This is a genomic window from Streptomyces sp. CA-146814 (genome assembly GCF_050942385.1).
GTDB lineage: Bacteria > Actinomycetota > Actinomycetes > Streptomycetales > Streptomycetaceae > Streptomyces.
This window is the reverse complement of record NZ_CP192068.1, coordinates 876,094-894,516: the sequence shown is the minus strand read 5'-3', so window position 1 is coordinate 894,516 and position 18,423 is coordinate 876,094. Positions and strand designations below refer to the sequence as shown.

Sequence of the window (18,423 nt, the reverse complement as noted above, 5' to 3'; positions counted from 1 at the left end):
CCAGGCGTAGCCGCTCTCACCAGCGCTCCGGCCCGCCCCTCCCGGTCATCCGGGAGGCGGCGGGCCTTCGCGTTCCCCCGGCAGCGGGACCACCGTCCGCCCCGGGCGTGTCGCGGCGCTCCCGGCCACCGCCGCCACCGCCCCCACTCAGCGCCCGCTCGACCGCCGCCGCCCGGTCCAGCCGCCGCCCGGCCCGCAGCCCCGTCTCGTACGCCGCGTCCCCCAGCTCCCGCCGCACCTGCTCTTCGCACTCCACGCGCGGCCGCCCGAAATACACCGAGCCGAACAGCGGCAGCCCCACCGACGGCCAGATCCGCTCCGCCGCCCCCTGCAGCACCGCGGCCTCCCCGGCATCGCCCTCCACCGCCGTCACCAGCGCCAGCAGCTCCAGCGAGAGCGCCGTGGCCAGCAGGTCGTCGAAGGTCCGGCCGATCGTCAGGCACTCCCCGAGCATCCGCCGCGCCCGCTCCGGCCGGCCCCGCCGCAGCGCCGCGTACGCCAGCACATAGAGCGCGTACGCCAGCGCCCACCGCTCCCCGTGGTCCTCGCAGACCTCCCTGACCTCCTCGCAGATGTCCGCCGCCGCGTCCAGATCCCCCTGGAACGCCACCGCCATGGCCAGCTCCACCTGCGCCATCACCACATTGCTGTTCAGCTCGCCGATCTCCCGATAGCGGCCGAGCGCGTCCCGCAGCAGCTCCTCGGCGCGCGCCGGATCGTCCGTGACGATCGCCAGACAGCCGGTGCGGTGCACCGCGTACGCCACCGCCGTGGCGTCCCCGGACCGCTCGGCCTCCTCCCGGCACTCCTGGAGCGCCGACACCGCGCCCACCGCGTCGCCCTGGAGCACCGCCACATACCCGAGCACCCACAGCACCTTGAGCCGCGAGGCGTCGTACGGGGTCGGCTCCTCCAGTACGTGCTCCAGCCAGTACCGCCCCTCCGACAGCCGCCCGCACCCGGCCCAGTAGAACCAGAGCGAACCCGCCAGATGATGTGCCAGATGGACCTCGTCGGGGCTCTCCATGGAGCACTCCATCGCCCGCCGGAGGTTCGGCAGCTCGCTGCCGATCCGGGCCGCCACCTCCGCCTGGCGCGGCGAGAACCAGTCCAGCTCGCACCAGGTCGCCAGACCCAGGAACCAGTCCCGGTGGCGCCGCCGCATCCGCCGGGTGTCGCCGGTCGCCGCCAGCCACTCGGCGCCGTACTCACGGACCGACTCCAGCAGCCGGTAGCGCGTGCCGGCCGCACCGTCCTCACGCTCCACCACCGACTGGGCCAGCAGCTCCTCCAGCACATCGAGCACCGAGTCGGCCGGCAGACCGGCGCCGCCGCAGACGTACTCGGCGGCCTCCAGGTCGAACTGCCCGGCGAAGACCGAGAGCCGCGCCCACAGCAGCCGCTGCTCGGGCGTGCACAGCTCATGGCTCCAGCCGATCGCCGTACGCAGCGCCCGGTGGCGGAGCGGAGCGCCACGGCTGCCGCCGGTCAGCAGCCGGAACCGGTCGTCCAGGCGCAGCAGCACCTGGTCGACCGAGAGCGCGCGCAGCCGCCCGGCGGCCAGCTCCAGCGCCAGCGGAATCCCGTCGAGGCGGTGGCAGAGCTCCAGCACGGCCGCCCGCTCCGCGCCCGTCGGCTCCCACTCCGGCCGCACCGAGCGGGCCCGCTCGGCGAAGAGCTCCACCGCGTCCTCGTCGCACATAGGCGCGAGGGTGAACGTCACTTCGCCGTCCACCAGGAGCGGCCGCCGCCCGGCCGCGAGCACCCGGAGCCCCGGCGCCCGGCGCAGCAACTCCCGTACGAGATCGGCGCAGGCGTCCACCAGGTGCTCGAAGCCGTCCAGCACCAGCAGCGCCTGCCGCTCCCGGAGGTGTTCGACGAGGACCGTGCGCGGCGTACGGCCGGTGTGGTCGGTCAGCCCCAGCGCATCGGCCACGGCGTGTTCCAGCAGGCCGGAGTCGTGGACGGGGGACAGTTCGGCGAGCCAGACGCCGTCGCAGTACCGTTTCTCCAGCAGGGCGGCGACCCTGCTGACACACCGGGTCTTGCCCACGCCCGCCACTCCGGCGACAGTGACCAGCCGGGACTCCTCCAGCAGCCCGCCCAGCGCCGCCAGTTCCTCCTCGCGGCCCACGAACCGGTTCAGCTCCGCCGGGACATTGCCGGTGGGGGCCGAGGAAGTGGGGGCCGGGGAAGGGGAGTCCGGATCATCCGGGTTCATGGCAGGGTGCTGCAGGCGTCGCATGAAACACGCAGGGTACTGGCCCGCATGCTCTCCGTACAATCGCGCCGTCGAACTATGGTCCCGCCCACGGAGAATGCGCCGGGGCCCGCCGGGAATGCGGTAGGGGAGGAGATGCGGGGCGCGATAGGCTCGTGGGACGACGATCGGGCGTGCGGGCGGGAGCCGGCCGCACCGGCGGAGACGAGCCCCCGCGGGGGCCGAGCGACAAGCAGACAAGCGACGAACAGGAAGCGGTGCACTGTGTCCGGTGGAGAGGTGGCCGGGATCCTCGTGGCCGTCTTCTGGGCGATCCTGGTCTCGTTCCTCGCCGTGGTGCTGGTGAGGCTGGCCCAGACGCTCAAGGCGACCACCAAGCTGGTGGCGGACGTGACCGAACAGGCCGTTCCGCTGCTGGCCGACGCCTCGGCGACGGTCCGTTCCGCGCAGACCCAGCTGGACAAGGTCGACGCCATCGCGAGCGACGTCCAGGAGGTCACCTCCAACGCCTCCGCGCTCTCCACCACCGTCGCCTCCACCTTCGGCGGCCCTCTCGTCAAGGTGGCCGCCTTCGGCTACGGCGTCCGGCAGGCGCTGGGCCGCCGCACCGCCCCCGAGCCCGAACCGGAACCGGCGCGTGGCCGCTCCTCCGTCCGCCGCACGGTGATCGTCGGCCGGACCGTCCCCTCGGCGCGCGGACGCAAGCGCGAACGCCGAAACCCCCGCGGACAGAAGGACTGATCCAGCGATGTTCCGCCGCACGTTCTGGTTCACCGCCGGCGCAGCCGCCGGTGTGTGGGCCACCACCAAGGTCAACCGCAAGATCAAGCAGCTGACGCCCGAGAGCCTGGCCGCACAGGCCGCGGACAAGGCGATCGAGACCGGCCACAAGCTCAAGGACTTCGCCCTCGACGTCCGCGACAACATGGTCCGGCGCGAAGCCGAACTGGGCGGCGCGCTGGGCCTGGAGGCACCGGTCGACCCCGACCTCCCCGTACAGCGGCACCACGCCGTCGAGGCGGCCGATCCCGCCCACCCGAACACGTACCGCAAGCTCCCCTACAACTCGAACAACCGGAATGAGGACCACTAATGGAGTCGGCTGAAATTCGCCGCCGCTGGCTGAGCTTCTTCGAGGAGCGCGGCCACACCGTCGTGCCTTCGGCGTCGCTCATCGCGGACGATCCGACTCTGCTGCTGGTCCCCGCAGGCATGGTCCCCTTCAAGCCGTACTTCCTCGGCGAGGTCAAGCCGCCCGCCCCGCGCGTCACCAGCGTGCAGAAGTGCGTGCGTACGCCGGACATCGAAGAGGTCGGCAAGACCACCCGCCACGGCACCTTCTTCCAGATGTGCGGGAACTTCTCCTTCGGCGACTACTTCAAGGAAGGCGCCATCCAGCTCGCCTGGGAGGCGCTGACCAACTCCGTCGAGGACGGCGGCTTCGGCCTGGAGCCCGAGAAGCTCTGGATCACCGTCTATCTCGACGACGACGAGGCCGAGGCCATCTGGCGCGACAAGATCGGCGTCCCCGCCGAGCGCATCCAGCGCCTGGGCAAGAAGGACAACTTCTGGTCCATGGGCGTCCCCGGACCCTGCGGCCCGTGCTCCGAGATCAACTACGACCGCGGCCCCGAGTTCGGTGTCGAGGGCGGCCCGGCCGTCAACGACGAGCGGTACGTGGAGATCTGGAACCTGGTCTTCATGCAGTACGAGCGCGGCGCCGGCGACGGCAAGGAGGACTTCCCGATCCTCGGGGACCTGCCGTCGAAGAACATCGACACCGGTCTCGGCCTGGAACGCCTCGCGATGATCCTCCAGGGCGTACAGAACATGTACGAGACCGACACCCTGCGCGTCGTCATGGACAAGGCCACCGAGCTGACCGGCGTCCGGTACGGCGCGGAGAACGGCACGGACGTCTCGCTCCGCGTCGTCGCCGACCACATCCGTACGTCGGTGATGCTCATCGGCGACGGCGTCACCCCCGGCAACGAGGGCCGCGGCTATGTGCTGCGCCGCATCATGCGCCGCGCCATCCGCAACATGCGGCTGATGGGCGCCACCGGCTCGGTCGTCAACGAGCTGGTGGACGTCGTGATCAACACGATGGGGCTCCAGTACCCCGAGCTGGTCACCGACCGCAAGCGCATCGAGACGGTCGCGCTCGCCGAGGAGGCCGCCTTCCTCAAGGCCCTCAAGGGCGGCACCAACATCCTGGAGACCGCCGTCACCGAGACCAAGGCCGCCGGCGGCCAGGTCATCGCCGGTGACAAGGCGTTCCTGCTCCACGACACCTGGGGCTTCCCGATCGACCTGACCCTGGAGATGGCCGCCGAGCAGGGCCTCTCGGTGGACGAGGACGGCTTCCGCCGCCTCATGCAGGAGCAGCGCGACAAGGCCAAGGCCGACGCCCGCGCCAAGAAGACCGGTCACGCCGACCTCTCCGCCTACCGCGAGGTCGCGGACACCTCCGGCGCCACGGAGTTCACCGGCTACACCGCCACCGCCGGCGAGTCCACCATCGTCGGCCTGCTGGTCGACGGCGTGCCCTCGCCCGCCGCCACCGAGGGCGACGAGGTCGAGGTCGTCCTCGACCGCACCCCGTTCTACGCCGAGGGCGGCGGCCAGCTCGCCGACACCGGCCGCATCCGGCTCGACACCGGCGCCGTCATCGAGATCCGCGACGTCCAGAAGCCGGTCCCCGGCGTCCACGTCCACAAGGGTGTCGTCCAGGTCGGCGAGGTGACGGTCGGGGCCCCGGTCTTCGCCTCCATCGACTCCACCCGCCGCCGGGCCATCGCCCGCGCCCACAGCGCCACGCACCTCACCCACCAGGCGCTGCGCGACGCACTCGGCCCGACCGCCGCCCAGGCCGGCTCCGAGAACTCCCCGGGCCGCTTCCGCTTCGACTTCGGTTCGCCCGCCGCCGTACCCGGCACGGTCCTCACCGACGTCGAGCAGAAGATCAACGAGGTCCTGTCGCGCGAACTCGACGTCCAGGCCGAGGTCATGTCGATCGACGAGGCCAAGAAGCAGGGCGCCATCGCCGAGTTCGGCGAGAAGTACGGCGAGCGGGTCCGGGTCGTCACCATCGGCGACTTCTCCAAGGAGCTGTGCGGCGGCACCCACGTCCACAACACCGCCCAGCTCGGCCTGGTCAAGCTGCTCGGCGAGTCGTCCATCGGCTCCGGCGTGCGCCGTATCGAGGCCCTCGTCGGCGTGGACGCGTACAACTTCCTCGCCCGGGAGCACACGGTCGTCGCCCAGCTCCAGGAGCTGGTCAAGGGCCGTCCCGAGGAGCTCCCGGAGAAGATCGCGGGCATGCTCGGCAAGCTGAAGGACGCCGAGAAGGAGATCGAGAAGTTCCGCGCGGAGAAGGTCCTCGCGGCCGCCGCCGGACTGGTCGACTCCGCCAAGGACGTACGCGGCGTGGCCCTGGTCACCGGCCAGGTGCCCGACGGCACCTCCGCCGACGACCTGCGCAAGCTGGTCCTGGACGTGCGCGGCCGCATCCAGGGCGGCCGCCCGGCCGTCGTGGCCCTGTTCACCACGGCCAACGGCCGCCCGCTCACCGTCATCGCCACCAACGAGGCCGCCCGCGAACGCGGCCTCAAGGCCGGTGACCTCGTCCGTACGGCCGCCAAGACGCTCGGCGGCGGTGGCGGCGGCAAGCCGGACGTCGCCCAGGGCGGCGGCACGAACCCGGCCGCCATCGGCGACGCCGTCGCCGCTGTCGAACGCCTCGTCACCGAGACCGCGTGACGGACGGGATGACACAGATGCGCCGCGGACGACGGCTCGCCGTCGACGTCGGGGACGCCCGGATCGGGGTCGCCTCGTGCGACCCCGACGGGATCCTGGCCACGCCGGTGGAGACCGTGCCGGGACGCGATGTCCCGGCCGCCCACCGGCGGCTGGTGGCCATCGTCGAGGAGTACGAGCCGATCGAGGTCATCCTCGGCCTGCCCCGCTCCCTCGGCGGCGGCGAGGGCCCCGCGGCAGCCAAGGTCCGCGACTTCGCCCAGGTGGTCGCCCGTTCGATCGCCCCCGTTCCGGTGCGGCTGGTGGACGAGAGGATGACCACAGTGACGGCCACTCAGGGGCTGCGCGCCTCGGGCGTGAAGTCCAAGAAGGGCCGGTCTGTCATCGACCAGGCTGCCGCTGTGGTGATCCTTCAGAACGCTCTGGAGTCCGAACGGGCGTCAGGTAATCCCCCGGGAGAGGGCGTCGAAGTGGTTGTCTGATCGCGATACGGTAACGTTCCGCGCGATGCGTCGGTGGTTCGAACAAACACCGCACAGCGAAGCGAAGAGACGGAACGTCGTCTCGCGGCTCTAGGGGATCGATGACTGAGTATGGCCGGGGCCCCGGCTCCGAACCGTGGCATCCCGAGGACCCCTTGTACGGGGACCAGGGATGGGGAGGCCGTCAGGCCGCCCACGGCCAGAGCCAGTACGGCGACCAGCAGCAGTCCTATCCGCAGGACCCGTACGCCCAGCAGCACCAGAACCACCAGCAGCAGAATCATCAGCAGTACCCGCAGCAGCAGTACGACCAGAACCAGCAGTACGCGCAGCAGCAGCACCAGCAGTACGGTGCGCAGCATCAGGACCCGTACGGTCAGCAGCCTCCCGCCCAGCCGCAGTACGACGGCGGCTGGGACTCCGGTCAGCAGCCCGCCATGCCGTACGGGGCCGAGCCCCAGGACCCGTACTACGCGCAGCAGCAACCCGGCTACGGCGAATCGCACGACTACTACGGCACGCCGGAGGCCTACCCTCCGCCGCAGCCGCCGGGCCGTCGTGAAGCCGAGCCGCAGCAGCCTCCTCAGCCCGAGCAGCAGCAGAAGCCGTCGACGGACTGGGACCCGGACCAGCCGCAGGAAGAGACGCATCCTTTCTTCACCGGCGCCGACGAACCGGCCCCCCGTGAGCCCCGCGACGGTGACGACGACCCGGACGACGACTCCTCGCGCTCCGCACGCCGTGACCGCGGCGACGGCGAGCGCCGAGGCGGCAAGGGCAAGAGGAAGAAGAGCCGCAACGGCTGCGCCTGCCTGGTCGTCGCCGTCGTCCTGGTCGGCGGCCTCGGGGGAGCGTCGTACGTCGGATACACGTACTGGAAGAAGCAGTTCGGTGCCCCGGCCGACTACGCGGGGTCGGGCACCGGCGAGCAGGTCGAGGTCGAGATCCCCGAGGGCTCGTACGGCTACGACATCGCGAACATCCTGCGCAAGAAGGGCGTCATCAAGTCGTCCGACGCCTTCGTCGCGGCACAGAACGACAACCCCAAAGGCAAGTCGCTCCAGGCCGGTGTGTACCTCCTGAACAAGGAGATGTCGGCGGCCAGCGCGATCACGCTGATGCTCGACCCGAAGAGCCAGAATGCGCTCGTGATCCCCGAGGGCACCCGTAATGCCACGGTGTACGCGAAGATCGACGAGCGGCTCGAGCTGGCAAAGGGCACCACGGCGAAGATCGCCAAGACCAAGGCGGAGTCGCTGGGCCTGCCCGCATGGGCCGACGACAACCCGGACGTGAAGGACCCGCTGGAGGGCTTCCTGTATCCGGCGGCGTACCCGGTCGCCAAGGGGTCGAAGCCCGAGGCCACGTTGAAGCGGATGGTCACGCGGGCCAACAAGGAGTACGACAAGCTCAATCTGGAGGCCAGTGCGAAGAAGCTCGGTCTCAAGAGCCCGTGGGAGCTGATCACGGTCGCGAGCCTCGTGCAGGTCGAGGGCAAGTACAAGCACGACTTCGACAAGGTGGCGCGGGTCGTCTACAACCGTCTCAAGCCGGGCAACATGGAGACCGTCGGGCGGCTGGAGTTCGACTCGACGGTCAACTACATAAAGGGTCAGAGCACCCTGGACATCGGAGCCGTCGACGACCTCCGGAAGATCGACGATCCGTACAACACGTACAAGATCATCGGCCTGCCGTCCGGCCCGATCAGCAACCCGGGCGGGGACGCTCTGCACTCGGCCATGAACCCGACCCCGGGTCCCTGGTACTACTTCGTCTCCATCAACGAGGACAAGACCGTCTTCGCGGAGACCAACGAGGAGCACGAGAAGAACCGGCGCGAGTACGAGGAAGGGAAGTCCGGCCAGTGAGCGCGCCCCGCCGGGCCGCCGTCCTCGGCTCGCCCATCGCCCACTCGCTCTCCCCGGTGCTGCACCGCGCCGCCTACGCCGAGCTCGGCCTCGTCGACTGGTCCTACGACCGGTTCGAGGTCGACGAGGCTGCGCTGCCCGGGTTCATCGAAGGTCTGGACTCCTCCTGGGCGGGGCTGTCGCTGACCATGCCGCTGAAGCGGGCGATGATCCCGCTGCTGGACGAGATCAGCCCGACCGCCGCCTCGGTGGAGGCCGTCAACACGGTCGTGCTCACCGAGGACGGCCGACGGCTCGGCGACAACACGGACATCCCCGGTATGATCGCCGCCCTGCGGGAGCGCGGGGTCGAGAAGGTCGAGTCGGCAGCCGTCCTCGGCGCCGGCGCCACCGCCTCCTCCGCCCTCGCCGCGCTCGCGGTGATCTGCGCGGGGCCGGTCACCGCCTACGTACGCAGCCGGGAACGCGGCGACGAGATGCGCGGCTGGGGCCGGCGCCTCGGCGTAGACGTCCGGGTGGCCGACTGGGCGGAGGGATCGCGGGCGCTCGACGCGCCGCTGGTCATCGCCACGACCCCGGCGGGTGCCACGGATGCCCTGGCCGCCGACGTACCGCAGAACCCGGGCATCCTCTTCGACGTGCTGTACGAGCCGTGGCCGACGGCGCTGGCCTCGGCCTGGTCCGCGCGCGGTGGTGCTGTCGTCGGCGGGCTCGACCTCCTCGTGCACCAGGCTGCCCTTCAGGTGGAGCAGATGACCGGAAGGCGCCCCGCGCCGCTGGCGGCCATGCGGCGGGCCGGGGAAGCGGCGCTCGCGGCCCGCTGACCCGTTCGACCTGATGAAGTGGCGTCCGGTTGCTGGACCGGCGGCCGGACACCGCCCATAGTCGTGGGAGGATCGACGGTGGCGGGCCGGGGCCGCGCACCTGGTCGCGCCGTCGGATTTTCAGGCGCGAGCATGAGGAGCACCTTTGAGCAGGTTGCGCTGGCTGACCGCGGGCGAGTCGCACGGCCCCGCACTGGTGGCGACGCTGGAGGGTCTTCCCGCCGGCGTCCCGGTCACGACGGAGATGGTCGCCGAGGCGCTCGCCCGGCGGCGGCTCGGCTACGGCCGCGGTGCCCGGATGAAGTTCGAGCAGGACGAGGTCACCTTCCTCGGCGGCGTACGGCACGGCCTCACCATGGGCTCGCCGGTCGCCGTCATGGTCGGCAACACCGAGTGGCCCAAGTGGGAGCAGGTCATGTCGGCCGACCCGGTCGACCCCGCCGTGCTGGCCGAGTCGGCCCGTAACGCCCCGCTGACCCGGCCCCGCCCCGGCCACGCCGACCTGGCCGGGATGCAGAAGTACGGCTTCGACGAGGCCCGGCCGGTCCTGGAGCGCGCCAGCGCCCGGGAGACCGCCGCGCGCGTCGCCCTCGGGGCCGTCGCCCGCTCCTACCTCAAGGAGACCGCGGGCATCGAGATCGTCAGCCATGTCGTGGAGCTGGCCGCCGCGAAGGCGCCGTACGGCGTCTACCCGGTCCCCGCCGACGTGGAGAAGCTGGACGCCGACCCGGTCCGCTGCCTGGACGCCGACGCGTCCAAGGCGATGGTGGCCGAGATCGACCAGGCCCACAAGGACGGCGACACCCTCGGCGGGGTCGTCGAGGTGCTGGCGTACGGCGTGCCCGTCGGGCTCGGCTCGCACGTGCACTGGGACCGGCGCCTGGACGCACGGCTGGCCGCCGCGCTCATGGGCATCCAGGCCATCAAGGGCGTCGAGGTCGGCGACGGCTTCGACCTGGCCCGGGTCCCCGGCTCGAAGGCGCACGACGAGATCGTCGCCACCGACGAGGGCATCCGGCGCACCTCCGGCCGCTCCGGCGGCACCGAGGGCGGGCTCACCACCGGCGAGCTGCTGCGGGTCCGCGCCGCGATGAAGCCCATCGCGACCGTGCCGCGCGCCCTGGCCACCGTGGACGTCGTCACCGGCGAGGCCGCCAAGGCCCACCACCAGCGCTCCGACGTCTGCGCCGTCCCGGCCGCGGGCATCGTCGCGGAGGCGATGGTCGCCCTGGTCCTGGCCGACGCGGTCGCGGAGAAGTTCGGCGGCGACAGCGTGGCCGAGACCCACCGCAACGTCCAGTCGTACCTCGACCACCTCCAGATCCGATGAGCGGCCCCCTGGTCGTCCTCGTCGGTCCGATGGGCGTCGGCAAGTCCACCGTCGGCGAACTGCTCGCCGCCCGGCTCGGCACCACCTACCGGGACACCGACGCGGACGTCGTCGCCGAGGCGGGCAAGCCGATCGCGGAGATCTTCTACGACGAGGGCGAGGACCACTTCCGCGCCCTGGAGCGCCGGGCCGTCGAAGCGGCCGTCGCCGGACACGCGGGCGTCCTCTCCCTCGGCGGCGGAGCCGTCCTGGACGAGGCGACCAGGGAGCTGCTGGCGGGCCGCCCGGTCGTCTACCTCTCCATGGACGTGGACGAGGCCGTCCGCCGCGTCGGCCTCAACACCGCCCGCCCGCTGCTCGCGGTCAACCCGCGCCGGCAGTGGCGCGAGCTGATGGACGCGCGCCGCCACCTGTACGAAGAGGTGGCCCGTACGGTCGTCGCCACCGACGAGAACACCCCCGAAGAGGTCGCCCAGGCGATCATCGACGCACTGGAACTGCCGGAGGGCCAAGCCGCCCCCGGCGTGGAGAACACCGGCATGACGCAGCAGGGCCCCACCCGCATCCAGGTCGCAGGCTCGGCGGGCTCCGACCCGTACGAGGTCCTCGTCGGCCACCAGCTCCTCGGCGAGCTGCCCCAGCTCATCGGCGACCGCGCGAAGCGGGTCGCCGTCCTGCACCCCGAGGCGCTCGCCGAGACCGGTGAGGCGGTCCGCCAGGACCTCGCCGACCAGGGGTACGAGGCCATCGCGATCCAGCTGCCTAACGCGGAGGAGGCCAAGACCGTCGAGGTCGCCGCCTACTGCTGGAAGGCGCTCGGCCAGACCGGCTTCACCCGCACCGACGTCATCGTCGGCATCGGCGGCGGCGCCACGACGGACGTCGCCGGGTTCGTCGCGGCCAGCTGGCTCCGCGGGGTCCGCTGGATCGCCGTTCCGACCACCGTGCTCGGCATGGTCGACGCGGCCGTCGGCGGCAAGACCGGTATCAACACCGCCGAGGGCAAGAACCTCGTCGGCGCCTTCCACCCGCCCGCCGGGGTCCTCTGCGACCTCGCGGCCCTGGAATCGCTGCCGGTCAACGACTACGTCTCCGGCATGGCCGAGATCATCAAGGCCGGCTTCATCGCCGACCCGGTCATCCTCGACCTGATCGAGGCCGACCCGCAGGCCGCCCGTACGCCTTCCGGGCCGCACACCGCCGAGCTGATCGAGCGCTCGATCCGGGTCAAGGCCGAGGTCGTCTCCAGCGACCTCAAGGAGTCCGGCCTCCGCGAGATCCTCAACTACGGCCACACGCTCGGTCACGCCATCGAGAAGAACGAGCGCTACAAGTGGCGCCACGGCGCCGCCGTCTCCATCGGCATGGTCTTCGCCGCCGAGCTGGGCCGGCTCGCCGGACGCCTCGACGACGCCACCGCCGACCGGCACCGGACCATCCTGGAGTCGGTGGGCCTGCCGCTCACCTACCGCGGCGACCAGTGGCCCAAGCTGCTGGAGAACATGAAGGTCGACAAGAAGTCCCGCGGCGACCTGCTGCGCTTCATCGTCCTGGACGCCCTCGGCAAGCCCACCGTCCTGGAGGGCCCGGACCCGGCCGTGCTGCTCGCCGCCTACGGGGAGGTCTCCGCGTGACCCGCAGAGTCTTCGTGCTCAACGGCCCCAACCTCGGCCGGCTCGGCTCCCGCGAACCCGACGTCTACGGGGCCACCTCCTACGCCGGACTCGTCGAGACCTGCACCGCGCTCGGCAAGGAGCTCGGCTTCGACGTCGACGTACGCGAGACCAACGACGAGGGCGAACTGATCCGCTGGCTCCACGAGGCGGCGGACGGTTCCATTCCGGTCGTCCTCAACCCGGGCGCCTTCACGCACTACTCGTACGGGATGCGGGACGCGGCCGCCCAGCGCACCGCACCGCTGATCGAGGTGCACATCTCCAACCCGTACGCCCGCGAGGAGTTCCGCCACACCTCGGTGGTCGCGCCGGTGGCCACCGGCACCGTCGCCGGGTTCGGGATCGGCTCCTACCGGCTCGCGCTGCGGGCCCTGGCCGACGAACTGACGGACTGACAGTCCCCGGTGCTCACGGGCACTCCACGCCCTCCCGGGCCGTTCACCCTGAGACGGCCCGGGAGGGTACGGTAGCCGTCCCATCAGCGTCAGCCGCAGTTACGAGACGGAGTGGCCACCGGATGCAGCACCCAGTGGGGGCCCCGCTGCCGCCGCCCCAAGGACCCGGCAACGGGCCGGCGGGCTGGTCGCACCAGGCCCAGCACCCCGGCCACCCCGGACCCGTGGGCCCGCCCCCGATACCTCCGCCGCCCCAGGCCCCCGGCCAGGCCCCGCCGCCCGCCCCCGGCCGCCCTCCGCAACCCCAGGCGCCCGGCCAGGCCCCGCAGCCCCAGCCCCAGGCCCCGCAGTACGGCTGGAGCGGCACCGGCCCCACGCCGCCGCCCTCCGGCGGCCAGCCCACCGGACACGTCCCGCTGCCCCCCGGCGGCCCCGTCCCGCTCCCCGCGCCGCCCGCCGAGCCCGGCACCGGCGGCGCCACGCTCGCCGTGCTGCTGATCGGCCCGGCCGGCGCCGGCAAGACCACCGTGGCGCGGCTCTGGGCGGCCCGCCGCCGCGTGCCCACCGCCCATGTCTCCCTGGACGACGTCCGCGAGTGGGTCTGCTCCGGTTTCGCCGACCCGCAGGCCGGCTGGAACGACCACTCCGAGGCCCAGTACCGACTGGCCCGCCGCACCTGCGGCTTCGCCGCCCGTAACTTCCTCGCCAACGGCATCTCCTGCATCCTCGACGACGCCGTCTTCCCCGACCGCCCGGTCGTCGGCCTCGGCGGCTGGAAACGCCACGTGGGCCCCGGCCTGCTGCCCGTCGTGCTGCTGCCGGGACTGGAGATCGTCCTGGAGCGCAACGCCGCCCGCAGCGGCAACCGCAGGCTCTCCGACGAGGAGGTCGCCCGCATCCACGGCCGGATGGCCGGCTGGTACGGCTCCGGCCTCCCGATCATCGACAACTCGACGTACGACGTGGAGACCACCGCCCGGGTCCTGGACGACGTCCTCGCCCGCTCCATTGCCTCACCGCCCACCTGGTGAGCGGCCCCGCGGGCCCCGGTCGGATGCGCTGGCCGGGCGGCGAGCGGGATTCGTTCGTACGCTCGGAGCATGTCTGAGGTGCACGCCGTCCGACGCGGGCTGCTCCGCGACCGCTGCGCCGCCGCGGGGTCCGCGGCCGCCCTGGTCTCCCGCCCCGCCAACGTCCGCTACCTCGCGGGCGGAGCGCCGCCCGGCGCCGTGCTGCTGCTCGGCCCCGGCGAGGACGTTCTGCTCTGCCCGCGCGCCCCGGGCGGCGAGGCCGGCCACGGACGGCCCGACGAGGCGCTCCGGGTCGACATCCTGCCCGTACCGGACGGAGATCCGGTGGTGGAGGCCGCGGGGCTGGCCGCCGCCTCCGGCGCGGACTCGCTCGCCGTGGAGGAGCACGACCTGACCGTGGCCCGCCACCGCGCCATGGCGAAGGCCGCTCCGGGCCTGAAGCTGGCCGATCTGGGCTTCACCGTCGAACAGCAGCGGATCGTCAAGGACGAGGAGGAGATCGGCTGTCTCCGCATCGCCTCGGAGATCACCGACCAGGCCCTCGGCGAACTCCTCGAATCGATCCTCGTCGGCCGCACCGAGCGCCACCTCGCGCTGGAGCTGGAGCGCCGCCTGGTCGACCACGGCGCGGACGGCCCCGCCTTCGCCACCTCCGTCGCCACCGGCCCCCACTCCGGCCAGAGCCGCCACCGGCCCTCCGACCGCCGGGTGGAGGAGGGCGATTTCCTCTCCGTACGCCTCGGTGCGAGCTACCACGGATACCGCTGCGAGATCGGCCGGACCTTCGTCATCGGCACCGCCCCGGCCCAGTGGCAGATCGAGCTGTACGACCTCGTTTTCGCCGCTCAGCGAGGCGGCAGGGAGGCGTTGGCGCCGGGCGCCGCCTACCGGGACGTGGACCGTGCGGCCAGGCACCTCCTAGAGTCGGCGGGGCACGGTGAGGGCCTCCAGCCGTGGACCGGGCACGGTGTGGGGCTCGAAATCGAGGAGGACCCGCAATTGGCACCGACGGCCATGGGTAAACTGGACGCTTGTGTGCCGGTCACCGTCGGACCGGGGGTCCACCTCCCGGGCCGGGGCGGTGTCCGGATCGATGACACGCTCGTCGTGCGCCCCGAGGCGGACGGCGGACCCGAGCTACTCACCATGACGACCAAGGAACTGCTCGCGCTCTAGCGCGCATCCCCGGTCGTTCCACCAGCTTCAGTCCAGGAGATTCCGCAACCGTGGCTTCCACGAACGACCTCAAGAACGGCCTGGTGCTCAAGCTCGACGGAGGCCAGCTCTGGTCCGTCGTCGAGTTCCAGCACGTCAAGCCCGGCAAGGGCCCCGCCTTCGTGCGCACCAAGCTCAAGAACGTGCTCTCCGGCAAGGTCGTCGACAAGACGTTCAACGCCGGCGTGAAGGTCGAGACGGCCACCATCGACCGCCGCGACATGCAGTTCTCGTACATGGACGGCGAGTACTTCGTCTTCATGGACATGGACACGTACGACCAGCTCATGGTCGACCGCAAGGCCGTCGGCAACGCCGCCAACTTCCTGATCGAGGGCTTCACCGCCTCGGTCGCCCAGCACGAGGGCGAGGTGCTCTACGTCGAGCTGCCCGCCGCCGTCGAGCTGACCATCCAGCACACGGACCCGGGCGTCCAGGGCGACCGCTCCACCGGTGGCACCAAGCCCGCCACCCTGGAGACCGGTTACGAGATCGGCGTGCCGCTCTTCATCTCCACCGGCGAGAAGATCAAGGTCGACACCCGCTCGGGCGACTACCTCGGCCGGGTGAACAGCTAACCGTGGCTGCCCGGAACAAGGCCCGCAAGCGCGCCTTCCAGATCCTCTTCGAGGCCGACCAGCGCGGCGAGTCCGTGCAGAGCGTGCTCGCGGACTGGGTCCGGCACTCGCGGACCGACGACCGTCAGCCGCCGGTCGGCGAGTTCACGATGGAGCTGGTCGAGGGGTACGCCGAGTACGCGGACCGGATCGACGACCTCATCGTCACCTATGCCGTGGACTGGGAGATCGACCGCATGCCGGTCGTCGACCGCAACATCATCCGGCTCGGCGCGTACGAGCTGATCTGGATGGACGAGACCCCGGACGCCGTGGTGATCGACGAGGCGGTCCAGCTCGCCAAGGAGTTCTCCACCGACGACTCCCCGTCGTTCGTGAACGGCCTGCTGGCCCGCTTCAAGGACCTCAAGCCGAACCTCCGCCGGGAGCAGTAGCCCGGCCCGGTGCGGGGCTGCTCCGCCACGTACGCCACGAAGGGCCCACGGTCAGCCGACCGTGGGCCCTTCGGCATCCGGGCCGTCGGCTGCGGACGAAAAACCGCCGGGCCGGCGGAACCCGAAGGTTCCCGCCGGCCCGGCGGCACGTTTCTGCTGTGGGGTCCGCGGCGGTGGGCCCGGATCCCGGCAGGTCTCAGCTCTCGTCGTGGGAGACCGCGCGGCGCGCGTCCGCGTCCAGCACGCCCCAGCTGATGAGCTGCTCCGTCAGGACGGAAGGCGACTGGTCGTAGATCACGGCGAGGGTGCGCAGGTCGTCCTGGCGGATCGAGAGCACCTTGCCGTTGTAGTCACCGCGCTGGCTCTGGATGGTCGCCGCGTAGCGCTGCAGCGGACCGGCCTTCTCCGGCGGGACGTGGGCGAGGCGCTCCAGGTCCAGGACGAGCTTCGGCGGCGGCTCGGCGGCCCCGCCCGGCGTCGTACCGGGCAGCAGCTCCTGCACCGGGACCCCGTAGAAATCCGCCAGCTCGGCGAGGCGCTGCACGGTCACGGCACGGTCGCCGCGCTCGTACGAACCGACCACGACGGCCTTCCAGCGGCCCTGTGACTTCTCCTCCACGCCGTGGAGGGAGAGGCCCTGCTGGGTGCGGATGGCACGGAGTTTGGCCCCGAGCTGTTTTGCGTATTCGCTGGACATATGGCTCCCCGGACGCTGGAACAGTGTGCGGCTCCGCCGCGTGGCTGGTAACTCACTGTGAGGTTACGCAGCGTTACTTGGATGCGTCAAGCCGAATGGTCCGGACCGGCGCCTCCAGGGGGCGGGGCCAAGGCCTCACACAAGCCCTGGTAACGTGAGTGACGTAATTTCGACGTCCTTTAAGGTCCGTCCCGTGAGGCGGAGAAGGAGGTCCGTTTCTTATGGACGCACAGCACGACGGCACAGGCAACGCGGCACGCCCCGTTCTCGAGGCCCCCGACATCGCCCGTGTTCTGACCCGTATCGCCCACGAGATCGTCGAACGCGCCAAGGGCGCCGACGACGTGGTGCTGCTCGGCATCCCGACGCGGGGCGTCTTCCTCGCCCGCCGGCTGGCCGACAAACTCGAAGAGATCACCGGCCGGAAAATGCCGGTCGGCTCCCTGGACATCACCATGTACCGCGACGACCTGAGGCTGCGCCCGGCGCGCGCCCTGGCCCGTACGGACATCCCCGGCGAGGGCATCGAGGGGAAGCTGGTCGTCCTCGTCGACGACGTGCTCTTCTCCGGCCGCACGATCCGCGCCGCGCTCGACGCGCTCGGCGACATCGGCCGCCCGCGCGCCGTGCAGCTCGCGGTCCTCGTCGACCGCGGCCACCGCGAACTCCCGATCCGCGCCGACTACGTCGGCAAGAACCTCCCCACGTCGCTGCGGGAGACGGTCAAGGTCCAGCTCGCCGAGGAGGACGGCCGCGACGCCGTGCTGCTCGGTGTCCAGCGGACCGAGCCCGCGGACGCGCAGTAGTCCCGAGCCCTTCCGTACGCCCTTCCGGGGGACGTACGAGGTGCTCCCGCGCGCCCGCATGCCCGCACACCCTCCTCCAGCCACCGGAGAACCCCAGATGAAGCGCCACCTCATCTCGGCCGCCGACCTCACCCGCGACGACGCCGTCCTGATCCTCGACACCGCCGAGGAGATGGCCCGGGTCGCGGACCGGCCGATCAAGAAGCTCCCGACCCTGCGCGGCCGTACCGTCGTCAACCTCTTCTTCGAGGACTCGACCCGGACCCGTATCTCCTTCGAGGCCGCCGCCAAGCGGCTCTCCGCCGACGTCATCAACTTCTCCGCCAAGGGCTCCTCGGTCTCCAAGGGCGAGTCCCTGAAGGACACCGCGCTGACCCTGGAGGCGATGGGCGCCGACGCCGTCGTCATCCGGCACGGCTCCTCCGGCGCCCCCTACCGGCTCGCCACCTCCGGCTGGATCGACGGAGCCGTGGTCAACGCCGGCGACGGCACCCACGAGCACCCCACCCAGGCCCTGCTGGACGCCTTCACCATGCGGCGCCGCCTCGTCGGCGCCGACACCGGCCTCGGCCGCGACCTGGACGGCCGCCGGATCACCATCGTCGGCGACATCCTGCACAGCCGCGTCGCCCGCTCCAACGTCCACCTGCTCACCACGCTCGGCGCGCACGTCACCCTGGTGGCCCCGCCCACGCTGGTGCCGGTCGGCGTCGAACAGTGGCCCTGCGAGGTCAGCTACAGCCTGGACGACGTGCTGGCGAAGTCCGACGCGGTGATGATGCTGCGTGTGCAGCGCGAACGGATGAACGCCGCCTACTTCCCGACCGAGCGCGAGTACTCCCGCCGCTACGGCCTGGACGGCCTGCGCATGGCGAAGATGCCCGAGCACGCCATCGTCATGCACCCCGGCCCGATGGTCCGCGGCATGGAGATCACCGCCGAGGTCGCCGACTCCGACCGCTGCACGGCCGTCGAGCAGGTCGCCAACGGCGTCTCCATCCGGATGGCCGTCCTCTACCTGCTGCTCGGCGGCTCCGACACCGCCCTGTCCGCTCCTGCCCGCCCCGAGAGCCCCGCCCGTACCGAGGAGACCAAGTAACC

General features: G+C 71.6%; 17 protein-coding genes. 15 read left to right on the top strand and 2 right to left on the bottom strand.

Going from position 1 to position 18,423, the window contains the following annotated elements:
• Window positions 1-16: 16 nt before the first annotated feature.
• On the bottom strand, window positions 17-2,245 hold the full coding sequence (locus tag ACQP09_RS03855; protein WP_433395999.1) for an ATP-binding protein: 2,229 nt from the start codon (window positions 2,243-2,245) through the stop codon (window positions 17-19).
• Window positions 2,246-2,500: 255 nt separating this feature from the next.
• Between ACQP09_RS03855 and ACQP09_RS03850 the strand changes: the two genes are divergently transcribed.
• From ACQP09_RS03850 to nusB, 13 genes are all read left to right on the top strand, one after another.
• Complete coding sequence (locus ACQP09_RS03850; RefSeq protein WP_390031348.1) at window positions 2,501-2,962, top strand: DUF948 domain-containing protein; 462 nt, start codon at window positions 2,501-2,503, stop codon at window positions 2,960-2,962.
• Between the two features lie 7 nt (window positions 2,963-2,969).
• Window positions 2,970-3,314 (top strand): DUF6167 family protein, encoded by a 345-nt coding sequence (locus tag ACQP09_RS03845; RefSeq protein ID WP_433395997.1) that lies wholly within the window; start codon window positions 2,970-2,972, stop codon window positions 3,312-3,314.
• Window positions 3,314-5,983 (top strand): alanine--tRNA ligase, encoded by a 2,670-nt coding sequence (gene alaS / locus ACQP09_RS03840; RefSeq protein ID WP_433395995.1) that lies wholly within the window; start codon window positions 3,314-3,316, stop codon window positions 5,981-5,983. Before ACQP09_RS03845 ends, alaS begins: the two co-directional genes overlap by 1 nt.
• A gap of 8 nt (window positions 5,984-5,991) precedes the next feature.
• Window positions 5,992-6,465 (top strand): Holliday junction resolvase RuvX, encoded by a 474-nt coding sequence (gene ruvX / locus ACQP09_RS03835; protein WP_433395993.1) that lies wholly within the window; start codon window positions 5,992-5,994, stop codon window positions 6,463-6,465.
• A gap of 101 nt (window positions 6,466-6,566) precedes the next feature.
• The gene (mltG, locus tag ACQP09_RS03830) at window positions 6,567-8,336 is read left to right on the top strand and encodes an endolytic transglycosylase MltG (RefSeq protein ID WP_433395991.1); all 1,770 of its coding nucleotides are present in this window, start codon (window positions 6,567-6,569) and stop codon (window positions 8,334-8,336) included.
• Window positions 8,333-9,160: a shikimate dehydrogenase gene (locus tag ACQP09_RS03825; RefSeq protein ID WP_433395989.1), complete on the top strand. Its 828-nt coding sequence runs from the start codon at window positions 8,333-8,335 to the stop codon at window positions 9,158-9,160. Before mltG ends, ACQP09_RS03825 begins: the two co-directional genes overlap by 4 nt.
• Window positions 9,161-9,305: 145 nt before the next feature.
• Window positions 9,306-10,490: a chorismate synthase gene (aroC, locus tag ACQP09_RS03820; RefSeq protein WP_433395987.1), complete on the top strand. Its 1,185-nt coding sequence runs from the start codon at window positions 9,306-9,308 to the stop codon at window positions 10,488-10,490.
• A complete protein-coding gene (gene aroB, locus ACQP09_RS03815) occupies window positions 10,487-12,124 on the top strand; it encodes a 3-dehydroquinate synthase (RefSeq protein WP_433395985.1) in 1,638 nt (545 codons plus the stop codon). The genes aroC and aroB overlap by 4 nt, the downstream gene beginning before the upstream one ends.
• Entirely contained in the window at window positions 12,121-12,561 is a 441-nt protein-coding gene (gene aroQ, locus ACQP09_RS03810) for a type II 3-dehydroquinate dehydratase (protein ID WP_366389878.1), read from the top strand. The genes aroB and aroQ overlap by 4 nt, the downstream gene beginning before the upstream one ends.
• A gap of 122 nt (window positions 12,562-12,683) precedes the next feature.
• The gene (locus ACQP09_RS03805; protein ID WP_432147855.1) at window positions 12,684-13,592 is read left to right on the top strand and encodes a Pro-rich N-terminal domain-containing protein; all 909 of its coding nucleotides are present in this window, start codon (window positions 12,684-12,686) and stop codon (window positions 13,590-13,592) included.
• A 69-nt stretch (window positions 13,593-13,661) separates the two neighbouring features.
• The gene (locus ACQP09_RS03800; protein ID WP_433395983.1) at window positions 13,662-14,768 is read left to right on the top strand and encodes a M24 family metallopeptidase; all 1,107 of its coding nucleotides are present in this window, start codon (window positions 13,662-13,664) and stop codon (window positions 14,766-14,768) included.
• Between the two features lie 50 nt (window positions 14,769-14,818).
• A complete protein-coding gene (gene efp, locus ACQP09_RS03795) occupies window positions 14,819-15,385 on the top strand; it encodes an elongation factor P (RefSeq protein WP_433395981.1) in 567 nt (188 codons plus the stop codon).
• Window positions 15,386-15,387: 2 nt separating this feature from the next.
• Window positions 15,388-15,819 (top strand): transcription antitermination factor NusB, encoded by a 432-nt coding sequence (gene nusB, locus ACQP09_RS03790; RefSeq protein ID WP_433395979.1) that lies wholly within the window; start codon window positions 15,388-15,390, stop codon window positions 15,817-15,819.
• Between the two features lie 196 nt (window positions 15,820-16,015).
• On the opposite strand, the gene bldD is transcribed toward nusB, so the two are convergent.
• On the bottom strand, window positions 16,016-16,516 hold the full coding sequence (gene bldD, locus ACQP09_RS03785) for a transcriptional regulator BldD (RefSeq protein ID WP_006123181.1): 501 nt from the start codon (window positions 16,514-16,516) through the stop codon (window positions 16,016-16,018).
• A 221-nt stretch (window positions 16,517-16,737) separates the two neighbouring features.
• On the opposite strand from bldD, the gene pyrR reads away from it, so the two are divergent.
• Both pyrR and ACQP09_RS03775 read left to right on the top strand, forming a co-directional pair.
• Complete coding sequence (gene pyrR, locus ACQP09_RS03780) at window positions 16,738-17,322, top strand: bifunctional pyr operon transcriptional regulator/uracil phosphoribosyltransferase PyrR (protein WP_404067821.1); 585 nt, start codon at window positions 16,738-16,740, stop codon at window positions 17,320-17,322.
• 97 nt (window positions 17,323-17,419) lie between these two features.
• Complete coding sequence (locus ACQP09_RS03775; RefSeq protein WP_432147858.1) at window positions 17,420-18,421, top strand: aspartate carbamoyltransferase catalytic subunit; 1,002 nt, start codon at window positions 17,420-17,422, stop codon at window positions 18,419-18,421.
• Window positions 18,422-18,423 lie beyond the last annotated feature (2 nt).

Bases quoted from the DNA above. Each gene is read 5' to 3' on its own strand.
- ACQP09_RS03855 (WP_433395999.1), bottom strand. From the start codon at position 2,245: ATGCGACGCCTGCAGCACCCTGCCATGAACCCGGATGATCCGGACTCC.
- ACQP09_RS03845 (WP_433395997.1), top strand. From the start codon at position 2,970: ATGTTCCGCCGCACGTTCTGGTTCACCGCCGGCGCAGCCGCCGGTGTG.
- alaS (WP_433395995.1), top strand. From the start codon at position 3,314: ATGGAGTCGGCTGAAATTCGCCGCCGCTGGCTGAGCTTCTTCGAGGAG.
- ruvX (WP_433395993.1), top strand. From the start codon at position 5,992: ATGACACAGATGCGCCGCGGACGACGGCTCGCCGTCGACGTCGGGGAC.
- mltG (WP_433395991.1), top strand. From the start codon at position 6,567: ATGACTGAGTATGGCCGGGGCCCCGGCTCCGAACCGTGGCATCCCGAG.
- aroB (WP_433395985.1), top strand. From the start codon at position 10,487: ATGAGCGGCCCCCTGGTCGTCCTCGTCGGTCCGATGGGCGTCGGCAAG.
- ACQP09_RS03805 (WP_432147855.1), top strand. From the start codon at position 12,684: ATGCAGCACCCAGTGGGGGCCCCGCTGCCGCCGCCCCAAGGACCCGGC.
- ACQP09_RS03800 (WP_433395983.1), top strand. From the start codon at position 13,662: ATGTCTGAGGTGCACGCCGTCCGACGCGGGCTGCTCCGCGACCGCTGC.
- bldD (WP_006123181.1), bottom strand. From the start codon at position 16,516: ATGTCCAGCGAATACGCAAAACAGCTCGGGGCCAAACTCCGTGCCATC.
- pyrR (WP_404067821.1), top strand. From the start codon at position 16,738: ATGGACGCACAGCACGACGGCACAGGCAACGCGGCACGCCCCGTTCTC.
- ACQP09_RS03775 (WP_432147858.1), top strand. From the start codon at position 17,420: ATGAAGCGCCACCTCATCTCGGCCGCCGACCTCACCCGCGACGACGCC.